Raw genomic sequence first — 15,410 nt, forward strand, 5'->3', positions numbered from 1 at the left:
GGGCCGGAAACGAGAATGCCCGGCACGGACCGCCCCGATGCGACCTCGGGGCGGCCCGCCACCGGGCCGACCAGACCATTGAGAACCTCAGCGAACCAACAGTCCAGTCAAAGGAGAATCATCATGCGCAATCCCGAATGCTGCGAGGTCATGACCCCGCACGAGCAGCGCTTGTTCGACAAGATGGAAGGCAAGGAAGACCGCTTCCGCGCGGCCCACGGCCGGGTGTTCACCATTCTCGAATCGTTCGAAGGCCTGCGCCCGCGCATCGACGTCGAACGCGCCAAGTACTTCACCGAGTCCATGCGCGCCACCGAAGGGCAACCGCTGGTTCTGCGCTGGGCCAAGGCCATGAAGCACATCGCCGAAAACATCACCGTGTACATCGACGACCACCAGTTGCTGGCGGGCCGCGCCGGCGCCCAGGGGCGCTACGGCATCCTGTACCCCGAACTGGACGGCGACTTCCTGGGGCTTGCCATCGAGGACCTGCCCAAGCGTACCGAATCGCCCTTCACCATAACCCCGGAAGACGCCCGGGTGGTGGTGGAAGAGATCGCCCCGTTCTGGAAGGGCAAGACCTACCACGAAAGCCTCAACCTGGCCCTGCCCGCCGACGTGCACAAGCTGACCTACGACGATCCCGAAGGGTTGCACTCGCGCTTCATCGTCAACGAAACCTCGTCGTTCCGTTCTTCCATCCAGTGGGTACACGACTACGAAAAGGTACTCAAGAAGGGCTTCGGCGGCCTGAAGCAGGAAGCCCTGGAAAAGATGGCCGCCCTTGACCCGCTGAGCCCCGCCGACAACTGCGAGAAGCGCCCCTTCCTGGAGGCCGTGACCATCGTGTGCGACGCCATGGTGGTCTGGGCCAAACGCCATGCCGCCCTGGCCCGTGAAAAGGCCGCCGTTGAAGCCGACGCCACCCGCAAGGCCGAACTGCTGACCATGGCCGACATCTGCGAACGCGTGCCCGAGCATCCCGCCCGCACCTTCCGCGAGGCGGTACAGTCTCAGTGGTTCACCCAGATGTTCTCGCGTATCGAACAGAAGACCGGCACCATCGTCTCCAACGGGCGCATGGACCAGTACTTCTACCCGTTCTACCAGAAGGACCTGGCCGAAGGCCGCCTGACCGAAGATTCCGCCCTTGAACTCATCGAGTGCATGTGGGTGGGCATGGCCCAGTTCATCGACCTGTACATCTCGCCCACCGGCGGAGCCTTCAACGAAGGCTACGCCCACTGGGAGGCGGTGACCGTGGGCGGCCAGACCCCCGAAGGCAACGACGCCACCAACGACCTGACGTATCTGTTCCTTAAATCCAAGCGCGAATTCCCGCTGCACTACCCCGACCTTGCGGCGCGCATCCACTCGCGCGCGCCGGAACGCTACCTGTGGGAAGTGGCGGAAACCATCAAGGACGGCTCGGGCTTTCCCAAGCTGATCAACGATGAGGAAATCGTGCCGTTGTATGTCTCCAAGGGGGCCACCTTCGAGGAAGCGTACGACTACGCCGTGTCGGGCTGCACCGAGGCGCGCATGCCCAACCGCGACACCTACACCTCGGGCGGGGCCTACATCAACTTCGCCGCCGCGCTGGAAATGGTGCTCTACAACGGCCGCATGAAAAAGTACGGCGAAGCCGACCTTGGCGAACACACCGGCGACCCGCGCGAATTCAAGACCTGGGACGACCTGTGGAACGCCTACGTGGCCCAGCACAGGCTGTTCCTGAAGACGGCCTTCATGCAGCAGCACATCATCAACAACCTGCGCGCCCGCCACTTCGCCCAGCCCATGGGCTCCACCCTGCACGACCTGTGCATGAAGCACTGCCTGGATCTGCACACCCCGCAGATTCCGGAAGGCATCAACCTCGGCTACTTCGAGTACATCGGCTATGGCACCGTGGTGGATTCGCTGGCGGCGCTGAAGAAGGTCGTCTTCGAAGACGGCGCGCTGACCATGGCCCAGGTCATCGAGGCCCTGGAATGCAACTTCGAAGGCAAGGAAGACGTGCGCCAGATCCTCAAGAATGCCCCCTGCTACGGCAACAACGACGACTACGCCGACGCCATCGCCCGCGACATCGACCGCCTGTCCGTGGAATACGGGGCCCGCTACTCCAAAGACCTCGGCATGCACAACGACGTGCGCTACGTGCCGTTCACCTCGCACGTGCCGTTCGGCAAGGTGGTCAGCGCCACCCCCAACGGCCGCAAGGCGTGGTCCCCGCTGTCCGACGGCTCGTCCGCCTCGCACGGAGCCGACGTCAACGGCCCCACGGCGGTGCTGCTGTCCAACTTCAGTTCCAAGAACTACGGCTACCGTTCGCGCGCGGCGCGCATGCTGAACATCAAGTTCACGCCCAAGTGCCTGGAAGGAGAGGATGGCACCCAGAAGCTGGTCTCGTTCATCCGCACCTTCTGCGACCTCAAGCTGTGGCACGTGCAGTTCAACGTCATCAACCGCGAAACCCTTCTCGCCGCCCAGCGCGATCCCGAGAAGTACCGCAATCTCATCGTGCGCATCGCCGGGTACAGCGCCTACTTCGTGGACCTGTCGCCCGACCTGCAGAACGACCTGATCGCCCGTACCGAACACGGCACCATGTAGTCCGAAGGTGGCGGCGAGCCGGGCTCGCCGCGCCGGGGCGCCCCTTCCCGGAGGCACGGAGGGGCGCCCCACAGGACACGCCGATTCATGCGGCATGCCACTTCGCAAAACGCAAACCCCGTACCACGGGTGCACCGGAACTCTCGCATGACCCCCACGGACGACACAAACGTCAGCGGCACCGTTTTCAACATCCAGAAATATTCCGTACACGACGGGCCGGGCATCCGTACCGTTGTCTTCCTGAAAGGATGTCCGTTGCGGTGTGACTGGTGCTCAAACCCGGAATCGCAGGCCACGCGCATTCAGCTTGCGTACAACACCGGCCGCTGTCTCGGGCTTTCGCAATGCGTACGCTGCGTGGAAATGTGCCTTTCCGGAGCCATATCGCGCGGCAAGGACGACCGCATCGTCATAGACCGAGCCCTGTGCGCGGAATGCACGCGCGACTGCACCTGCGTCTGTCCTTCCAATGCGTTGATCACCTACGGTGCACGGCGCACGGTGGCCGAGGTGCTGCGCACCGTGGAACAGGACAGCCTGTTCTACGCCCGTTCCGGCGGCGGCATGACCCTTTCCGGCGGCGAACCGCTGATGCAGGGCGACTTCGCCCTGGCCCTGCTGCGTGAAGCGCGCAAGCGCCGCATTGGCGCGGCAGTGGAAACCTGCGGCCACGTGCAGTGGGAAATCCTCGACGAGGCCTGCCGCCTGTCGCGGACCCTGCTGTTCGACATAAAACACGTGAACCAGGCCCGGCACGAGGCCGGAACCGGCGTGACAAACACGCTGATCCTGGAAAATTTCCGCCGGGTCATGGAGCACCACCCCAAGCTGCACGTGATGGTGCGCACCCCCGTCATACCGGGGTTCAACGATGACGATGAGGCCATTTCGGCCATTCTCGACGCCCTCGAGCCATACCCCCACGTGGACTACAGCCTGTTGCCCTACCACCGCCTGGGCACCCAGAAGTACCATTTCCTGGGGCGCGAAACCCCCATGGGCGAGGTGAAACTGGACGATGAACGCATGGCGTCCCTGTCGCGCCTGGTGGCCGCCCGCCGAGGGTAAGGCCAAGCGAAGCGGCCTCGCCCTGGGGAGCGGCGGGGCCGCCTTGCGCGCCGCCCCTTACTGCCGTACGGTTAGCCCCTTCGCGGCACGACCTTTCGGGGGTCCAGCACCGCGAAGACCGCAAGACCCGCCCGAGGCCGGGCCGCAAGACCACACCAATGGAAAAAATCTTAAAAAATTTCAGGAAGATCATCGATATCTTCAGCGACGGCATCTACATCTCGGACCGTGACGGCACCACCCTGCTGGTCAACCGGATGTACGAACAGCTGACCGGCCTGCGCCAGCAGGACCTGCGCGGGCGCAATGTCCACGCGCTGGTGGACGAGGGGGTCTTCGACCGCATCCTCAACCCCGAGATCGTGCGCTCGAAGCGGCCGTCCACCTCGGTGCAGAACGTGCGCGGCGAGAAGAAGATCATCCTGCGCGGCTACCCCGTGCTGGACGAGGAGGGCGAGGTGTGCCTGGTGGTCACCTTCGCCCGCGACATCACCATGATCACCCAGTTCCGCGACCAGATCGCCCAACAGAAACAGCTCATCGACGAATTCCACGAGCGCCTGGAAAGCATGATCCAGACCAGCGCCTCGCCCGCGCAGCCCATCTTCCGCAGCGCGGCCATGCTCTCGCTGGTGGGCAGGCTGCAACGGGTGGCCGACACCGACGCCACGCTCCTGCTGCTGGGCGAAACCGGGGTGGGCAAGGATGTGCTGGCCCGCCTGGCGCACGAACACAGTCCCCGCAGCGAACGCATGTTCCTGAAGGTGGATTGCGGCAGCATCGCTCCCAATCTCATCGAGTCGGAACTGTTCGGGTACGTGCCGGGGGCGTTTTCCGGGGCCAACGCCAAGGGCAAGGCGGGCTATTTCGAAATGGCCGACGGCGGCACCGTGTTTCTGGACGAAATAGGCGAATTGCCGCTGTCCATGCAGACCAAGCTGCTGCGCGTGTTGCAGGACCAGGAGGTGACCCGCGTGGGCGCGGGCCAGCCCCGCAAGGTGGACGTGCGCATCATCGCCGCCACCAACCGCGACCTGGACGACGACGTGCGCACCGGCAAGTTCCGCAGCGACCTGTTCTACCGGCTCAGCGTGGCGGTGCTGCAGATTCCGCCGCTGCGCGAACGGCGCGAGGACATAGCGCCGCTGGCGCGCCACTTTCTGGAGCGCTACGCCGCCAAGTACCGGCGCTCCATGGAAATCGCCGAATCGGCGCTGGAAGCGCTGGAAAACTACCGCTGGCCCGGCAACGTGCGCGAGATGCAGAACTTCCTGCAGGGCATGGTGGTCACCGGCGATCGGCCCACCATTACCTGCGCCGACCTGCCCCCGCACATGGCCGAGGCCTGCCGCCCCGCCCACGCCTACACCATGCCCGGCATGCAGGAGCCACGCGCCCTGCGCGAGATCATGGACGAGATCGAGCGCGAGATTCTGGAGCGGGCCATCGCCCGGCACGGCTCGGTGAACAAGGTGGCCCACCTGTTCAAGGTCAGCCGTACCACCATCTTCCGGAAACTCCGCGAACAGAGCCCCGGCGACGGCAACGGGAGCGAAGGGTAGCGCCCCTCACAAGCCTCCCCCCTGCCCTCCGCTACTCGCAGACCGACATGTCGAGCAGGTGGTAGCTGTTCTTTCCCGCCTGCTTGGCCGCGTACATGGCCTTGTCCGCCTGATCCAGCAGGGCCTGGAGATCGGCCGGGGCATCGTCGTCCTCTCCGTCGCCGCCCAATGCGGAGGGCGCGGAGGACGCGGGGGACGTGGCGGGCGCATCCGCCCCTTCCTCTTCCGGCGCCGGGGGCATGCCCGGAGGCCCCAGCGATATGCCCACGCTGCACCCCACGCCAAACCCGATCTGCGAAACGCCGGACACCACGCGCGCGGCAACGCCGCGCACCACATCGCACGCCGTTTCGGCGCGCAGGGCCAGACACAGAACGAATTCGTCCCCGCCCATGCGGCCCAGCACGTCCGAGGCCCGCACCACGTCCTCCAGCACCCGCGCCGTGCGGCGCAGCACCTCGTCGCCCTCGGCGTGGCCGCAACGGTCATTGACCTCCTTGAACCCATCAAGATCGATGAACAGCACCGCCAGCCGCACCTCCGGATCATGGCGGCACGACGCCAGCAGGCGACGGGCGTGACGCAGGAACAGCGCACGCCCGGCAAGGCCGGTCAGGCCGTCGCGCAAGGCCACCTCCTCGCGCTCGCGAGCAGCGGCCAGTTCGTCCCCCACCTGGCGCAGTTCGCGCACCAACGTGGGGCGGCCCGCCTGCGGGCCACCCGGTTCTGGCAGCAGGCACGAGCGCGCCGCCAGATCCACCTCGGCGGCGAAGCGGCGGGACAGCAGCCACGCCCCGGCAAATCCGCAGATCACGCAAAACACGCCGATGGCGACCAGGCGCAGCAGGTAGACGTGCATGGATGCGTACAGCGTGGTCACGGGCACGTGCACCACCACATGCCAACCCCAGTCTTTCACGGGGGCCACGGCGAAGCGCACCTTCACCCCTTCCTGGTTCACGGCCTCCACCACGCGGTTGGAATCACGGACGTCGAACAGCACGGAGGGCACAGGAAGGCCCACGTATAATTCAGGACTCCGTGTTCGAGCCAAGACGACGCCGCTGGCGTCGAAAAGCGTGGAGGCCCACCCCTCGGGCAGGTGCTGCGCACCGAGCAGCCTGGTATATTCCTCCACCGGGGTAATCATGCGCAGCACGTAGCGCGGCGACCGTGAAATCCGCAACGGCACCCCAAGCGCCGTGACCGGCTGGTTGATGATGGTTCCGGTGAACAGGCCGGACACCGTGGGCCGGTCGTCACGGATGGTCCGCAGTACCGACTCCATATCCCCGGTGCGGGGCAGCGGCGTGCCGTAAGGCTCCAGCGTGTTGAACACCTGCTCACCCTCGCGATTCACAAGCGACAGGGCCTGCACATCCGGCAGCACGCTCTCCACGCCCTTGGCCTGGTCGTACAGCAGGTGCACATTCACGCGGAGCGTGTTCTGCGTTGCGACCAGAGCCTGAAGCATGGCCGACTTGAAGGACAGCTTGGCGTCAAGATCCGCGGCGGCCGCCAGCACGTACCGACGCAGCTGTCCGTCGGCCTTCTCCATCTGCCCTCGGATGTGCTCAAGCACCGATACGACGGAAAAGACGGTCAGGGGCAATCCCGTCACCAGCGCCAGCAACAGCAGCCAGTCGCGCACGCCCAGGGCTGGCGCAAAGAGTTGATTGTTCGTCGTCCGCATGCTTACCCCGCGCCGTATGCTTGATGTTCCCCCGTCATCCTGTGCCCACCGCCGCTGGCGGACGTGTGAAGGTTGCCATGCAGGCACAGTATCGCAGCATGGGCAGGTCCGGACCATTACAATCTCTTGCGGGACGGACCGAAAAGACAGGAAGACCCGCGAGGTCTTCAGGGCGTAAACAAAAGCGCGCCCCGGCGGCCGGAAACCGCCGGGGCGCGCTATCGCCCGAATACACGAAAACTCATAACACCTCGAAACCCGGTGCGGCCCGAAACGCAGCCGGGCCGCCCCTGCGAAGGAACACCGGGAAGAAGCCCAGTGGACTATGCGTCCTCGTCGTCCTCTTCCTCGTCGAAGGGGAAGGCGTCTTCTATCTCGGCCACGTACATCTCGGGGTCGAAGTCGTGCTGCTCCCACGCCTCGTAAAGATGCTCGGGCACATTCCGGTGAGTGCGCGTCACCTCGCGCTCGTCGTCGATGGTCATCTCGATGACCAGAGTCCCCGTGCCTTCCGTCATGCCGTCGGTCTGGATGAAGTCAACGTCATGGATTTCAAGGCCGTCGGGATCTGTCTGCGAGAGATGTGACATGAAAGGCGTACCTCCGGAAAATGCGTTGCGTTGCGATGAAGGCGGCGCGAACCGTGCGCCGCGCGCCACGGCGCATACCCGATGCATTCCGTGATGCGCGGGAGGCCGTGGCTGCTCCTGCCGTACACCCGGCGCCCCCCGCTGGCAACACGCCATGCCCGTGTTTTCGTGGAAAAATGAAACTCGCGCGCCGCGCCGCCGCCCCGCCCACCCCCAGACCGCGCACCCCGCATTTTCATGGCGCTTGGCCGGTATCCGCGCTAGGATGGGACACGCCCGGAACCCCAGTCCGACGGAGGCCGCCATGCCGACCTGTGTCCGTTGCGGAAAATGCTGCGCCGCCCTGCACCTTCTGGTCGTTGCGGCGGAAGACGTTGCCCGCTGGCGGCGCGAGGGACGGGAAGACATCCTGCGCCGGGTGGGCGAAACGCCCGCCACACGGGGAGAGGGGGGCACGGTCCACGACGTCTGGCTTTCGCCCCGCGCCGACGGCGGGGGCAGCGGGGGCGGCGACGACGGCCACTGCCCTTGGCTGCGCCACACCCCTGACGGGCTCAGCGCCTGCGCCATCCATTCCACCAAGCCCATCCTTTGCCGCGACTATCCCCCTGGTTGCGAGCAGGCCCGGCGCATAGGCTGCCAAGCCCTGCCCTGACGCCCCCTTCCGGCGGCGCGCACCCGACGCGGGCGGCACGCCCCGCCTCCGTCTCCGAACCCGCCACTGCCTGCGCACCGTGTTCATACTGCACAGGATATACCTTGCGGCATTTCACGCCGCAACGCGCCATTCATGCGCTGTGCAACGGCATCACCACAAAACAATCCATCACCATGCGCACGAAATTCATAACCATCGATGACCAGCACAACGAGAAGGCGCGAAATATGGACAACCATCCTTGACTTGGCTTTCAGGACATGGAATCATGTCGGCTAGCAACTCGCGGCCATGCATTCTTTCAAAAGGCATGTGTGATCGCTGAAAGCCCTTACAGAATAAGAGACTTCCTTCAATGACCGCAGTCATGCGCAACACAACTCGGCCACCGCAATCCGTTGCCGCCATCAACGCCGCCCCCAATGGCGGCCTTGCGCATTCCGACGCCTTCCGCTCCCCGGCCGCAGCGCGCGGCCTCTTCCTTCGTGCCGCCCGCGAGGCGCACGGGGGGTAGTCCTGTCCACATCCGGCCCCTCCGGCCACGGACGCCCCCCTTTCCCCGCAACGGAAAGGGGGGACTTTTGCGTCGTCCGTACACCGGCTGCGTCATATCCACGGCCGCAAACCCTTCAGGAGAATCCAACATGACCAGCCCCGCCCTGCCCATCACGACCCGCAACGCGGCCGTCCGCCGTCCGGTGCCTCCTCCCCCCGTGGACGGCCCCGCGCACTCTCCACGCCCAGGCTCCCCACCTGCCGCCGCCCCCACGCCGGAACTGCCCCCCGCCACGCTGGCCGCGCGCCAGTGCTACCTGCGCCACACCACGCCCGTGCCGAACAGCCGGTCCGGCTTCCGGCAACTGGGGCCGGTGCGCATGCTGGTGTGCTTCTGGCAGGACCGCATGTCGCTGCTGCAAATCCACTCCGACGCCCGCAGGGCGGGCCATGGCTCGCAGGCGGTGGCGCTGCTCGTGGCCATTGCCGAACGGCACGGACTGCACATCGTGGCCAACGCCCTGCCGCTGGCCCACGGCAACGGCTGCCTGGACCAGCGGACGCTGACCGCGTGGTACCTGGGTTTCGGGTTCGAGACCATTCCCGGCAGCACCATGAACGCCATCATCTATTCCCCCGCATCGGGCCGCAGCGGAAACACCGCCGGAAACTGATCCGGCGAAGACCCGCCCGCCCCCCCCGCAACGCCCTGCGCCCCCAGACTGGTCCGCATGTGCCCGGAGACCGGGCCGCATGCCGCAACACGGCCCGTGCCCCGACAAGGGGAAAAGCTTTCCCTGCGAACGGCTTTTGCATACCGGCGGACACGCTGAAAAAAGCGGCACGTCCTGCCGGGCGGCGGCATTCCCGCGCCCCGGCAGGCACACCGCCGCCCATCCATGCACGGAGGATGCGGTCATGAGCGATTGGGGAATAGAGCTGATGCAGGGCTACGCCGTCTCGGCGACCGATTTCATTTCCGGCATATCCGCCAACCGGCGCGAAACGCAGAGCGTCACCACCACGCAGTCGGGCGACCGGCTGTCCATCTCGGAAGAGGCCATGCAACTGGCCCGCGAGATGCTGGCCGCCCGCCAGCAGGCCGAGGCGGACGCCGCGCAGGAAGCGGGCACCCTGACGGAGGACGGCGACCTGACCGGCGACGATGCCGATGCGGAAGCCACGTCCACTGCCGCCGCTGCGGGCGGTGGTGGCGATTCGGGCGGTGATTCCTCGGCCAAGCAGATCGAGGACCTGGAAAAGAAGATTGAGCAGTTGCAGCAGCAGATCGCGCAGGTGGAGGAAAGCCCGCAGCCCGACGGGGTGAAGGAATCGGTCACCCGCCCGCTGTACCAGCAGATTGCCGAATTGCAGCAGCAGATCAACGAACTGCAGGCTCAGGCTGCCAAGCAGGCCTCGGGCGGCTCCGGCGGTACGGGCAGTGCGGTGTCGTACGCCTCGCTGGGCAAATCGGGCAAGTAGAACGCGCCGTTCTGGCGCACAGTTCTGGCGCGCGTTCCCGGACCCTCGCAAACGCATGCGGGGCGCGGCCCATGGGCCGCGCCCCGCTTACGTTGCGTGCTGCGCTCAAAATCTCCGGCATCGCACGCCAAGGGGGGTGAAGGAAGCCCGGCTACTTCACGCCGGAAACCCGCTTCACCCCGGCCACAAAGCTGGCCAGCGTGTCGGAGATGGCCCCCTTGGCAAGCCGCACGTCGATGAGCTGGAAGCGTCCGCGCTCCGCCGTGGCCGCCGCGAAGGCGTCGGCCAGTTCGCGCCGGGTGGTGGCGCGGTGGCCGCGCCCGCCCAGCGCATCGGCAAAGGCGGCGAAGTCCAGTTCGTTGATGGCGCTGTACGAGGTTTCCGGCTGGAACACCCGCAGCATCTCCCACGAGGCGTTGTTGAACACCACGATCACCGGGTCGATGCCCAGGCGCGCGCAGTTGCCAAGCTCCATGCCGGTCATCTGAAAGGCCCCGTCGCCCACCAGGGTCAGCGAGCGGCGGCCGGTGGTCACTTGCAACCCCATGCCCGCAGGCACGCCAAAGCCCATGCTGGCGTAGTACCCCGGCCCCACCATGGGCACGGGGCGCACAGACAGCGCGGTGAACAGGCAGTCGCCGATGTCGCAGGCCAGCGGCCACGGAAACGGGTCCGGCTCGGCGTCGGCGACTGCCCCATGGCCCCGCCCCGCCGCCACGGAATCATAGAAGTCGTTGAGCAGCACGGCGATGTCGTCGGGCGTCACCGGGGCGTCGTCCGCCACAAAGCCGCGCCGGTAGACCACGTTGCGGCCCAGCGCATCCCCATCGCCGTCCAGACCTGCCGGAACGGCACAGGCTTGCCCGCCTTCGGGAAGGGCCGCCAGCAGTGCATCAACCAGCTTTTCCAGCGGAATGCCGTGATAGGTGTGAAAGCCCATGCGTACTTCGCGGTCCTCGGCGTGCATCAGGCGGCGTCGGTCGATGTGGCTGGATGACACACCGAAGTTGGTGTCGGACATGATCACCCCCAGCAGCAAGAGGCCGTCGGAGCCCTCCACCGCGCTGGTGATGTTGGCGTCGCCCGCCACGCCCATGTAGGTGCCCTGCAGGCAGGCCTTGCCCGCCAGAAGGCCGCGCCCCATGAAGCTGGTGACCACGGGCACGCCCAGCCGGTCGGCCAGTTCCGCCACGCGGTCTTCCAGGCCGTAGCGGCGCACCTCCACCCCCACCATGAGCACCGGGCGACTGGCGGCGCGCAGGCGGGCCAGCACTTCGGCCGCGCAGGCGGCCACGGCCTCGTCGTCGCAGGGCGAGGGCGCGTGCGGGGGCACCGGGCCGCAGGGGACGGCGGGCATGTCGCGCGGAATTTCCAGGTACACCGGCCGCGAATGTTCCAGGCAGTTGCGCAGCACCCTCTCGATGATGGCGGGCGCGGTGGCCGGGTCGTCCAGGATGCCTTGGTCGCAGGTCACTTCCTGGTACATGCGGAACTGCGAGCCCACGGTCTTCACCTGATGGTGCAGCAAAAGGCCGCGCGCCCGTTCCGCCGTGCCCGGCGCGCCGGATATGACCACCACCGGCGACTTTTCGGCAAAGGCCTGGGCCACGGCGTTCAGCATGTTGATGGCCCCGGCCCCGTAGGTGACGGCGGCCACGCTGAGCCCCCGGCGGATGCGCGCGGCGGCGTCGGCGGCAAAGCCAAGGCCCGGTTCGTGCGTCAGGGTGACCAGCGGCAGGATGCCGGTCTGCTCGATGATCTTGAAATAGGGCAGCGCGAAGTCGCCGGGGATGCCCCAGACCTCGCGCGCGCCGCGTTCCTTCAGGGCGTGCAGCAGTGCTTCGGTGATGTTCATGGGAGTCCTCGCAAGGCTTGTGATCGCGGCAGTGTGCCGGGGATATGCCGGGCGATGCGCAGCACAGCCGCCACGCGGATGGCCAGACCACGGCACACCGCACCTAGACCAAAAGCCGGGGCGCGGCAAGCCGCGGCCCGCCGCACCCGTGGAAAAGCCCGACGATCCGGCGCGGGTCAGCCCGCGTCCCTGCCCAGCGCGCGGGCCACCCGTTCCGGCAGGCTGGCCAGGTCGGGGCACACGGCAAAGCCCGCGTCGCGCATGGCCTGCAACTTGCCATCCACCCCGCCGGAGGCCTCGTCCAAAATGGCCCCGGCGTGGCCCATGCGGCGGCCCGGCGGGGCCGTACGCGCGGCGATGAAGCCCAGCACCGGCTTGGCGAAGCCGGTGGCGGTCACCCAGCGGGCCAGGTCCTCTTCCGCCGTGCCGCCCACTTCGCCCAGCACCAGCACGGCCTCGGTGGCGTCGTCGTCGCGGATGCACTCGAACAGCGAGATGAAATCGCTGCCGATGAACGAATCGCCCCCCACCCCGGCGCAGAACGACTGGCCGATGCCCGCCGCGGAAAGGCGGGCCGCCGCCTCGTAGGTGAGGGTGCCCGAGCGCGAGAAGATGGCCACCGGCCCCGGCGTGAACACGTAGCCCGGCATGATGCCGATCTTGGTGGCCCCCGGCACGATGATGCCGGGCGTGTTGGGACCCACTACCCGCGTGGGCGACGGCGGCACGTTCTTCAGCGCGGAGAGCATGGCCCGCTGGGGTATGCCTTCGGTGATGCACACCGCCCAGGGAATTTCCTCGGCCGCCGCCTCCATGACCGCATCGGGCGCGAAGGGCGCGGGCACGAAGATGATCGAGGCGTCGATGCGGTGGTGCCTGCACGCCTCGTGCACCGAATCGTACACCGGCACGCCCAGCACGGACTGCCCGCCCTTGAACGGGGTGACACCGGCCACGATGCGCGTGCCGTATTCCTGCATCAGCTGCACGTGGCGCTGGGCCACCTTGCCGGTGATGCCCTGCACCAGCACCTGGGTATCCGGCCCCAGCCACGGCACGCCGCGCCTGCCGGAACGGCGGTAGCCCTTGCGGGCGGCGGGCGGCAAGGGCCACGCCTCGTCGGCCAAAGGGTACGCGGCGGACGGGACGTCAGGGACCGTGCCCGACGCCCGATTGGCCTCGTCGATCCGCCGCAGGGCGTCCAACGCGTCGGCAACCTCGTCGGCAATGATCACGTCCGGATGGGCAAAGGCGCGCAGCAGCGCCCGCCCCTCGGCCGACTCGTGCCCGGCCATGCGCACCACCACGGGCTGGGCAGCGCGTTCCGTGCCCAACGCCTCCATCAGCGCGCGGGCCACCCCGGCGCAGGAGACGATGCCCCCGAACAGGTTGATGAACACCGCCCGCACCTTGGGGTTGGCGAACAGCAGGTCCAGCGCCCGGCGCATGCGCGCGCCGTCGGCCGCGCCGCCAAGGTCCATGAAGTTGGCGGCGGGCAGGCCGGAAAAATTCAGCAGGTCCATGGTGGCCATGGCCAGGCCCGCGCCGTTGACCAGAAGGCCCACCCAGCCGGAAAGGCCCACGTAGCTCAGCCCGGCATCGCGCGCGGCGTTCTCTTCCGCACCCTGGTGCTCCGGGGTGTGGTAGGTTTGCAGGTCGGGCCGCAGGTCCACCACGTTGTCGTCCAGTTCCACCTTGCCGTCCAGGGCCACCCATTCGCCCGCCCCGGTGAGCACCAGCGGGTTGATCTCGGCCAGCAGCAGGCCGTCGTCGCGCACGGCGCGGAACAGCCGCTCGGCGAGGTCGCGAAAGCCCGCCCAGCCTGCCGGGTCCGCCCCCAGTTCGAAGAACGCCGCCCGCAGGTGGTGTTCGCGCAGGCCCGCGTCCAGCGGCACCCGCTGCACCAGGGGCTTGCGGGCATCCGCCGTGGCCTCCACCTCCATGCCGCCCCGGTGGCTGGTGGTCAGCAGCATTTCGCGCCGCTGGCGCGAGAGCATGAACGACAGGTAGCATTCCTTGCGGATGTCCGTGGCCGGTTCCACCCGCACGAAGGGCACGGCGTGGCCCTTGATGGTCATGCCCAGGATGGTCCGCGCGGTGGCGCGCAACGCATCAAGCGTGTCTGCCCGCAGCACGCCGCCCGCCTTGCCCCGCCCACCGGTAAGCACCTGGGCCTTGACGTACCAGGGGCCGGGAAACGGCGGCGCATAAGCGTCCACGTCTTCCGGCCCCAGACAATCCCCGGCGGGGACGGCAATCCCCGCCGCGGCGAACAGCTTCTTGCTCTGGTGTTCGTTCAGGAACATCCGTCCCCCTGCGTGCGGCGTGCGGTGCGCGGGCCGCCAGCTGCCGGGGACGCCGCGCGCCCCGGTCCGGCCCGTGTCGGCCCTGCCTGGGCGCATCGCGCTGCCGTTGCCGATGGCTGCGCCGCTCCGGGTCATCCGACGAGGTGAGTCGCCCCAACATGCCGGAAACAGACGCGCAAGGGAATGGGGGCGGTGTGTTTTTCCGCCCCCTTGACTGCACAATCCGGGGATTGGCTACAGTCCCAGCTCCTCGTTGATAAGCACCACGTGGATGCGCTTGGCCGGGAAGGCCTTTTCCGTGACGGTCCAGACGTTACAGATGCGGTCGGGGCTCTTGCAGTCCATGCATTCCGCCGTCTTGGTGCACGGAGTCTTCTTGGCCAGGCGGATGGCGTTGGTGGGCGCGGAGAATTCCTTGATGCGGCGCATGCCGTCCTCCACGCTGTCCACCACCTTGTTGCGGCCCACGAACAGCACCACCTTCTTCGGGCCGAAGTTGATGCCGCCCACCCGGTTGCCGATCATGTCCAGGTTCACCAGCTTGCCGTCCACGGTAAGGGCGTTGGTGCTGGTCAGGAACAGGTCCACCAGCAGGGCCTGGCGGCGCAGTTCGTACATTTCCGCCGCGGGCAGCTTGTAGTTCATGGTGTCCAGCAGTTCGATGGCGTCCATGGCGCGCAGGGCTTCGGGCACGCCGCTCTTGCCGATGCTCATGGAACCGCCGAAGGACACGGATTTCGCGCCCGATGCGGGCAGGATGTCTTCCAGAAAGATGCGGGCCGCGTCGGCCAGGCTTTCGGCCATGGACACCTCGAAGTTGTTGGCTTCAAGGGCTTCCCTGGCGGCGGCCAGGCGGATGGTCCAGAAGGTGTCTACAGGATTGGCGGGCGGGGTGGCGGGCTTGGTGGCGGGCTTGCTCATGGCGTGTCTCTCTTTGAATGGATTAAGCAACATTGGACGCGCGCAAGATGCTTGTGGCACGCGACCTTCGCAAACTAGGATTTTTTCCCGCTGGCAAGGAAAACAAGCCTGCCATGAGGGAGTATACTCTTATCGTATTCGACCGATATGGCAGGCGA

Annotated in this window: 12 protein-coding genes; 7 read left to right on the forward strand and 5 right to left on the reverse strand. The window is 67.0% G+C overall.

The window, feature by feature from the left end:
• Nucleotides 1–123 precede the first annotated feature (123 nt).
• The 3 genes from hpsG (at nt 124) to RVX_RS10220 (ending at nt 5,252) form a co-directional block, all read left to right on the forward strand.
• Complete coding sequence (gene hpsG, locus RVX_RS10210) at nt 124–2,619, forward strand: (2S)-3-sulfopropanediol dehydratase (protein WP_116305767.1); 2,496 nt, start codon at nt 124–126, stop codon at nt 2,617–2,619.
• A gap of 147 nt (nt 2,620–2,766) precedes the next feature.
• Entirely contained in the window at nt 2,767–3,690 is a 924-nt protein-coding gene (gene hpsH, locus RVX_RS10215) for a (2S)-3-sulfopropanediol dehydratase activating enzyme (protein ID WP_116305768.1), read from the forward strand.
• Nucleotides 3,691–3,848: 158 nt separating this feature from the next.
• Entirely contained in the window at nt 3,849–5,252 is a 1,404-nt protein-coding gene (locus RVX_RS10220; protein ID WP_116305769.1) for a sigma-54 interaction domain-containing protein, read from the forward strand.
• Between the two features lie 31 nt (nt 5,253–5,283).
• Here RVX_RS10220 and RVX_RS10225 read toward each other — a convergent pair whose 3' ends face one another.
• Together RVX_RS10225 and RVX_RS10230 are read right to left on the reverse strand one after the other, a co-directional pair.
• Nucleotides 5,284–6,945, reverse strand: a complete 1,662-nt coding sequence (locus RVX_RS10225) for a sensor domain-containing diguanylate cyclase (RefSeq protein WP_116305770.1) — start codon at nt 6,943–6,945, stop codon at nt 5,284–5,286.
• A gap of 323 nt (nt 6,946–7,268) precedes the next feature.
• Nucleotides 7,269–7,535: a hypothetical protein gene (locus tag RVX_RS10230; RefSeq protein ID WP_116305771.1), complete on the reverse strand. Its 267-nt coding sequence runs from the start codon at nt 7,533–7,535 to the stop codon at nt 7,269–7,271.
• Nucleotides 7,536–7,839: 304 nt separating this feature from the next.
• Between RVX_RS10230 and RVX_RS10235 the strand changes: the two genes are divergently transcribed.
• The 4 genes from RVX_RS10235 (at nt 7,840) to RVX_RS10250 (ending at nt 10,170) form a co-directional block, all read left to right on the forward strand.
• Nucleotides 7,840–8,190, forward strand: coding sequence for a YkgJ family cysteine cluster protein (locus RVX_RS10235; RefSeq protein ID WP_116305772.1), 351 nt, complete (start codon nt 7,840–7,842; stop codon nt 8,188–8,190).
• A gap of 104 nt (nt 8,191–8,294) precedes the next feature.
• Entirely contained in the window at nt 8,295–8,438 is a 144-nt protein-coding gene (locus tag RVX_RS10240; RefSeq protein ID WP_172596560.1) for a hypothetical protein, read from the forward strand.
• A gap of 399 nt (nt 8,439–8,837) precedes the next feature.
• Nucleotides 8,838–9,362: a hypothetical protein gene (locus tag RVX_RS10245; RefSeq protein WP_116305773.1), complete on the forward strand. Its 525-nt coding sequence runs from the start codon at nt 8,838–8,840 to the stop codon at nt 9,360–9,362.
• 244 nt (nt 9,363–9,606) lie between these two features.
• Nucleotides 9,607–10,170 (forward strand): FlxA-like family protein, encoded by a 564-nt coding sequence (locus RVX_RS10250; RefSeq protein ID WP_116305774.1) that lies wholly within the window; start codon nt 9,607–9,609, stop codon nt 10,168–10,170.
• Between the two features lie 151 nt (nt 10,171–10,321).
• On the opposite strand, the gene ipdC is transcribed toward RVX_RS10250, so the two are convergent.
• The 3 genes from ipdC to RVX_RS10265 all read right to left on the reverse strand — a co-directional run bounded on the left by ipdC (nt 10,322) and on the right by RVX_RS10265 (nt 15,252).
• On the reverse strand, nt 10,322–12,025 hold the full coding sequence (gene ipdC, locus RVX_RS10255; RefSeq protein ID WP_116305775.1) for an indolepyruvate/phenylpyruvate decarboxylase: 1,704 nt from the start codon (nt 12,023–12,025) through the stop codon (nt 10,322–10,324).
• A 176-nt stretch (nt 12,026–12,201) separates the two neighbouring features.
• Complete coding sequence (gene sucD, locus RVX_RS10260; RefSeq protein WP_116305776.1) at nt 12,202–14,331, reverse strand: succinate--CoA ligase subunit alpha; 2,130 nt, start codon at nt 14,329–14,331, stop codon at nt 12,202–12,204.
• A gap of 234 nt (nt 14,332–14,565) precedes the next feature.
• Entirely contained in the window at nt 14,566–15,252 is a 687-nt protein-coding gene (locus tag RVX_RS10265; RefSeq protein WP_116305777.1) for a lactate utilization protein, read from the reverse strand.
• Between the last annotated feature and the right edge of the window lie 158 nt (nt 15,253–15,410).

The organism is Nitratidesulfovibrio sp. HK-II, from assembly GCF_003402415.2.
Taxonomy (GTDB): domain Bacteria; phylum Desulfobacterota; class Desulfovibrionia; order Desulfovibrionales; family Desulfovibrionaceae; genus Cupidesulfovibrio.

What these genes read in the sequence shown, in the direction of transcription:
- ipdC (WP_116305775.1), bottom strand. Translation starts at nt 12,025, where the DNA reads ATGAACATCACCGAAGCACTGCTGCACGCCCTGAAGGAACGCGGCGCG.
- RVX_RS10230 (WP_116305771.1), bottom strand. Translation starts at nt 7,535, where the DNA reads ATGTCACATCTCTCGCAGACAGATCCCGACGGCCTTGAAATCCATGAC.
- RVX_RS10250 (WP_116305774.1), top strand. Translation starts at nt 9,607, where the DNA reads ATGAGCGATTGGGGAATAGAGCTGATGCAGGGCTACGCCGTCTCGGCG.
- sucD (WP_116305776.1), bottom strand. Translation starts at nt 14,331, where the DNA reads ATGTTCCTGAACGAACACCAGAGCAAGAAGCTGTTCGCCGCGGCGGGG.
- RVX_RS10265 (WP_116305777.1), bottom strand. Translation starts at nt 15,252, where the DNA reads ATGAGCAAGCCCGCCACCAAGCCCGCCACCCCGCCCGCCAATCCTGTA.
- RVX_RS10225 (WP_116305770.1), bottom strand. Translation starts at nt 6,945, where the DNA reads ATGCGGACGACGAACAATCAACTCTTTGCGCCAGCCCTGGGCGTGCGC.
- hpsH (WP_116305768.1), top strand. Translation starts at nt 2,767, where the DNA reads ATGACCCCCACGGACGACACAAACGTCAGCGGCACCGTTTTCAACATC.
- hpsG (WP_116305767.1), top strand. Translation starts at nt 124, where the DNA reads ATGCGCAATCCCGAATGCTGCGAGGTCATGACCCCGCACGAGCAGCGC.
- RVX_RS10245 (WP_116305773.1), top strand. Translation starts at nt 8,838, where the DNA reads ATGACCAGCCCCGCCCTGCCCATCACGACCCGCAACGCGGCCGTCCGC.
- RVX_RS10220 (WP_116305769.1), top strand. Translation starts at nt 3,849, where the DNA reads ATGGAAAAAATCTTAAAAAATTTCAGGAAGATCATCGATATCTTCAGC.
- RVX_RS10235 (WP_116305772.1), top strand. Translation starts at nt 7,840, where the DNA reads ATGCCGACCTGTGTCCGTTGCGGAAAATGCTGCGCCGCCCTGCACCTT.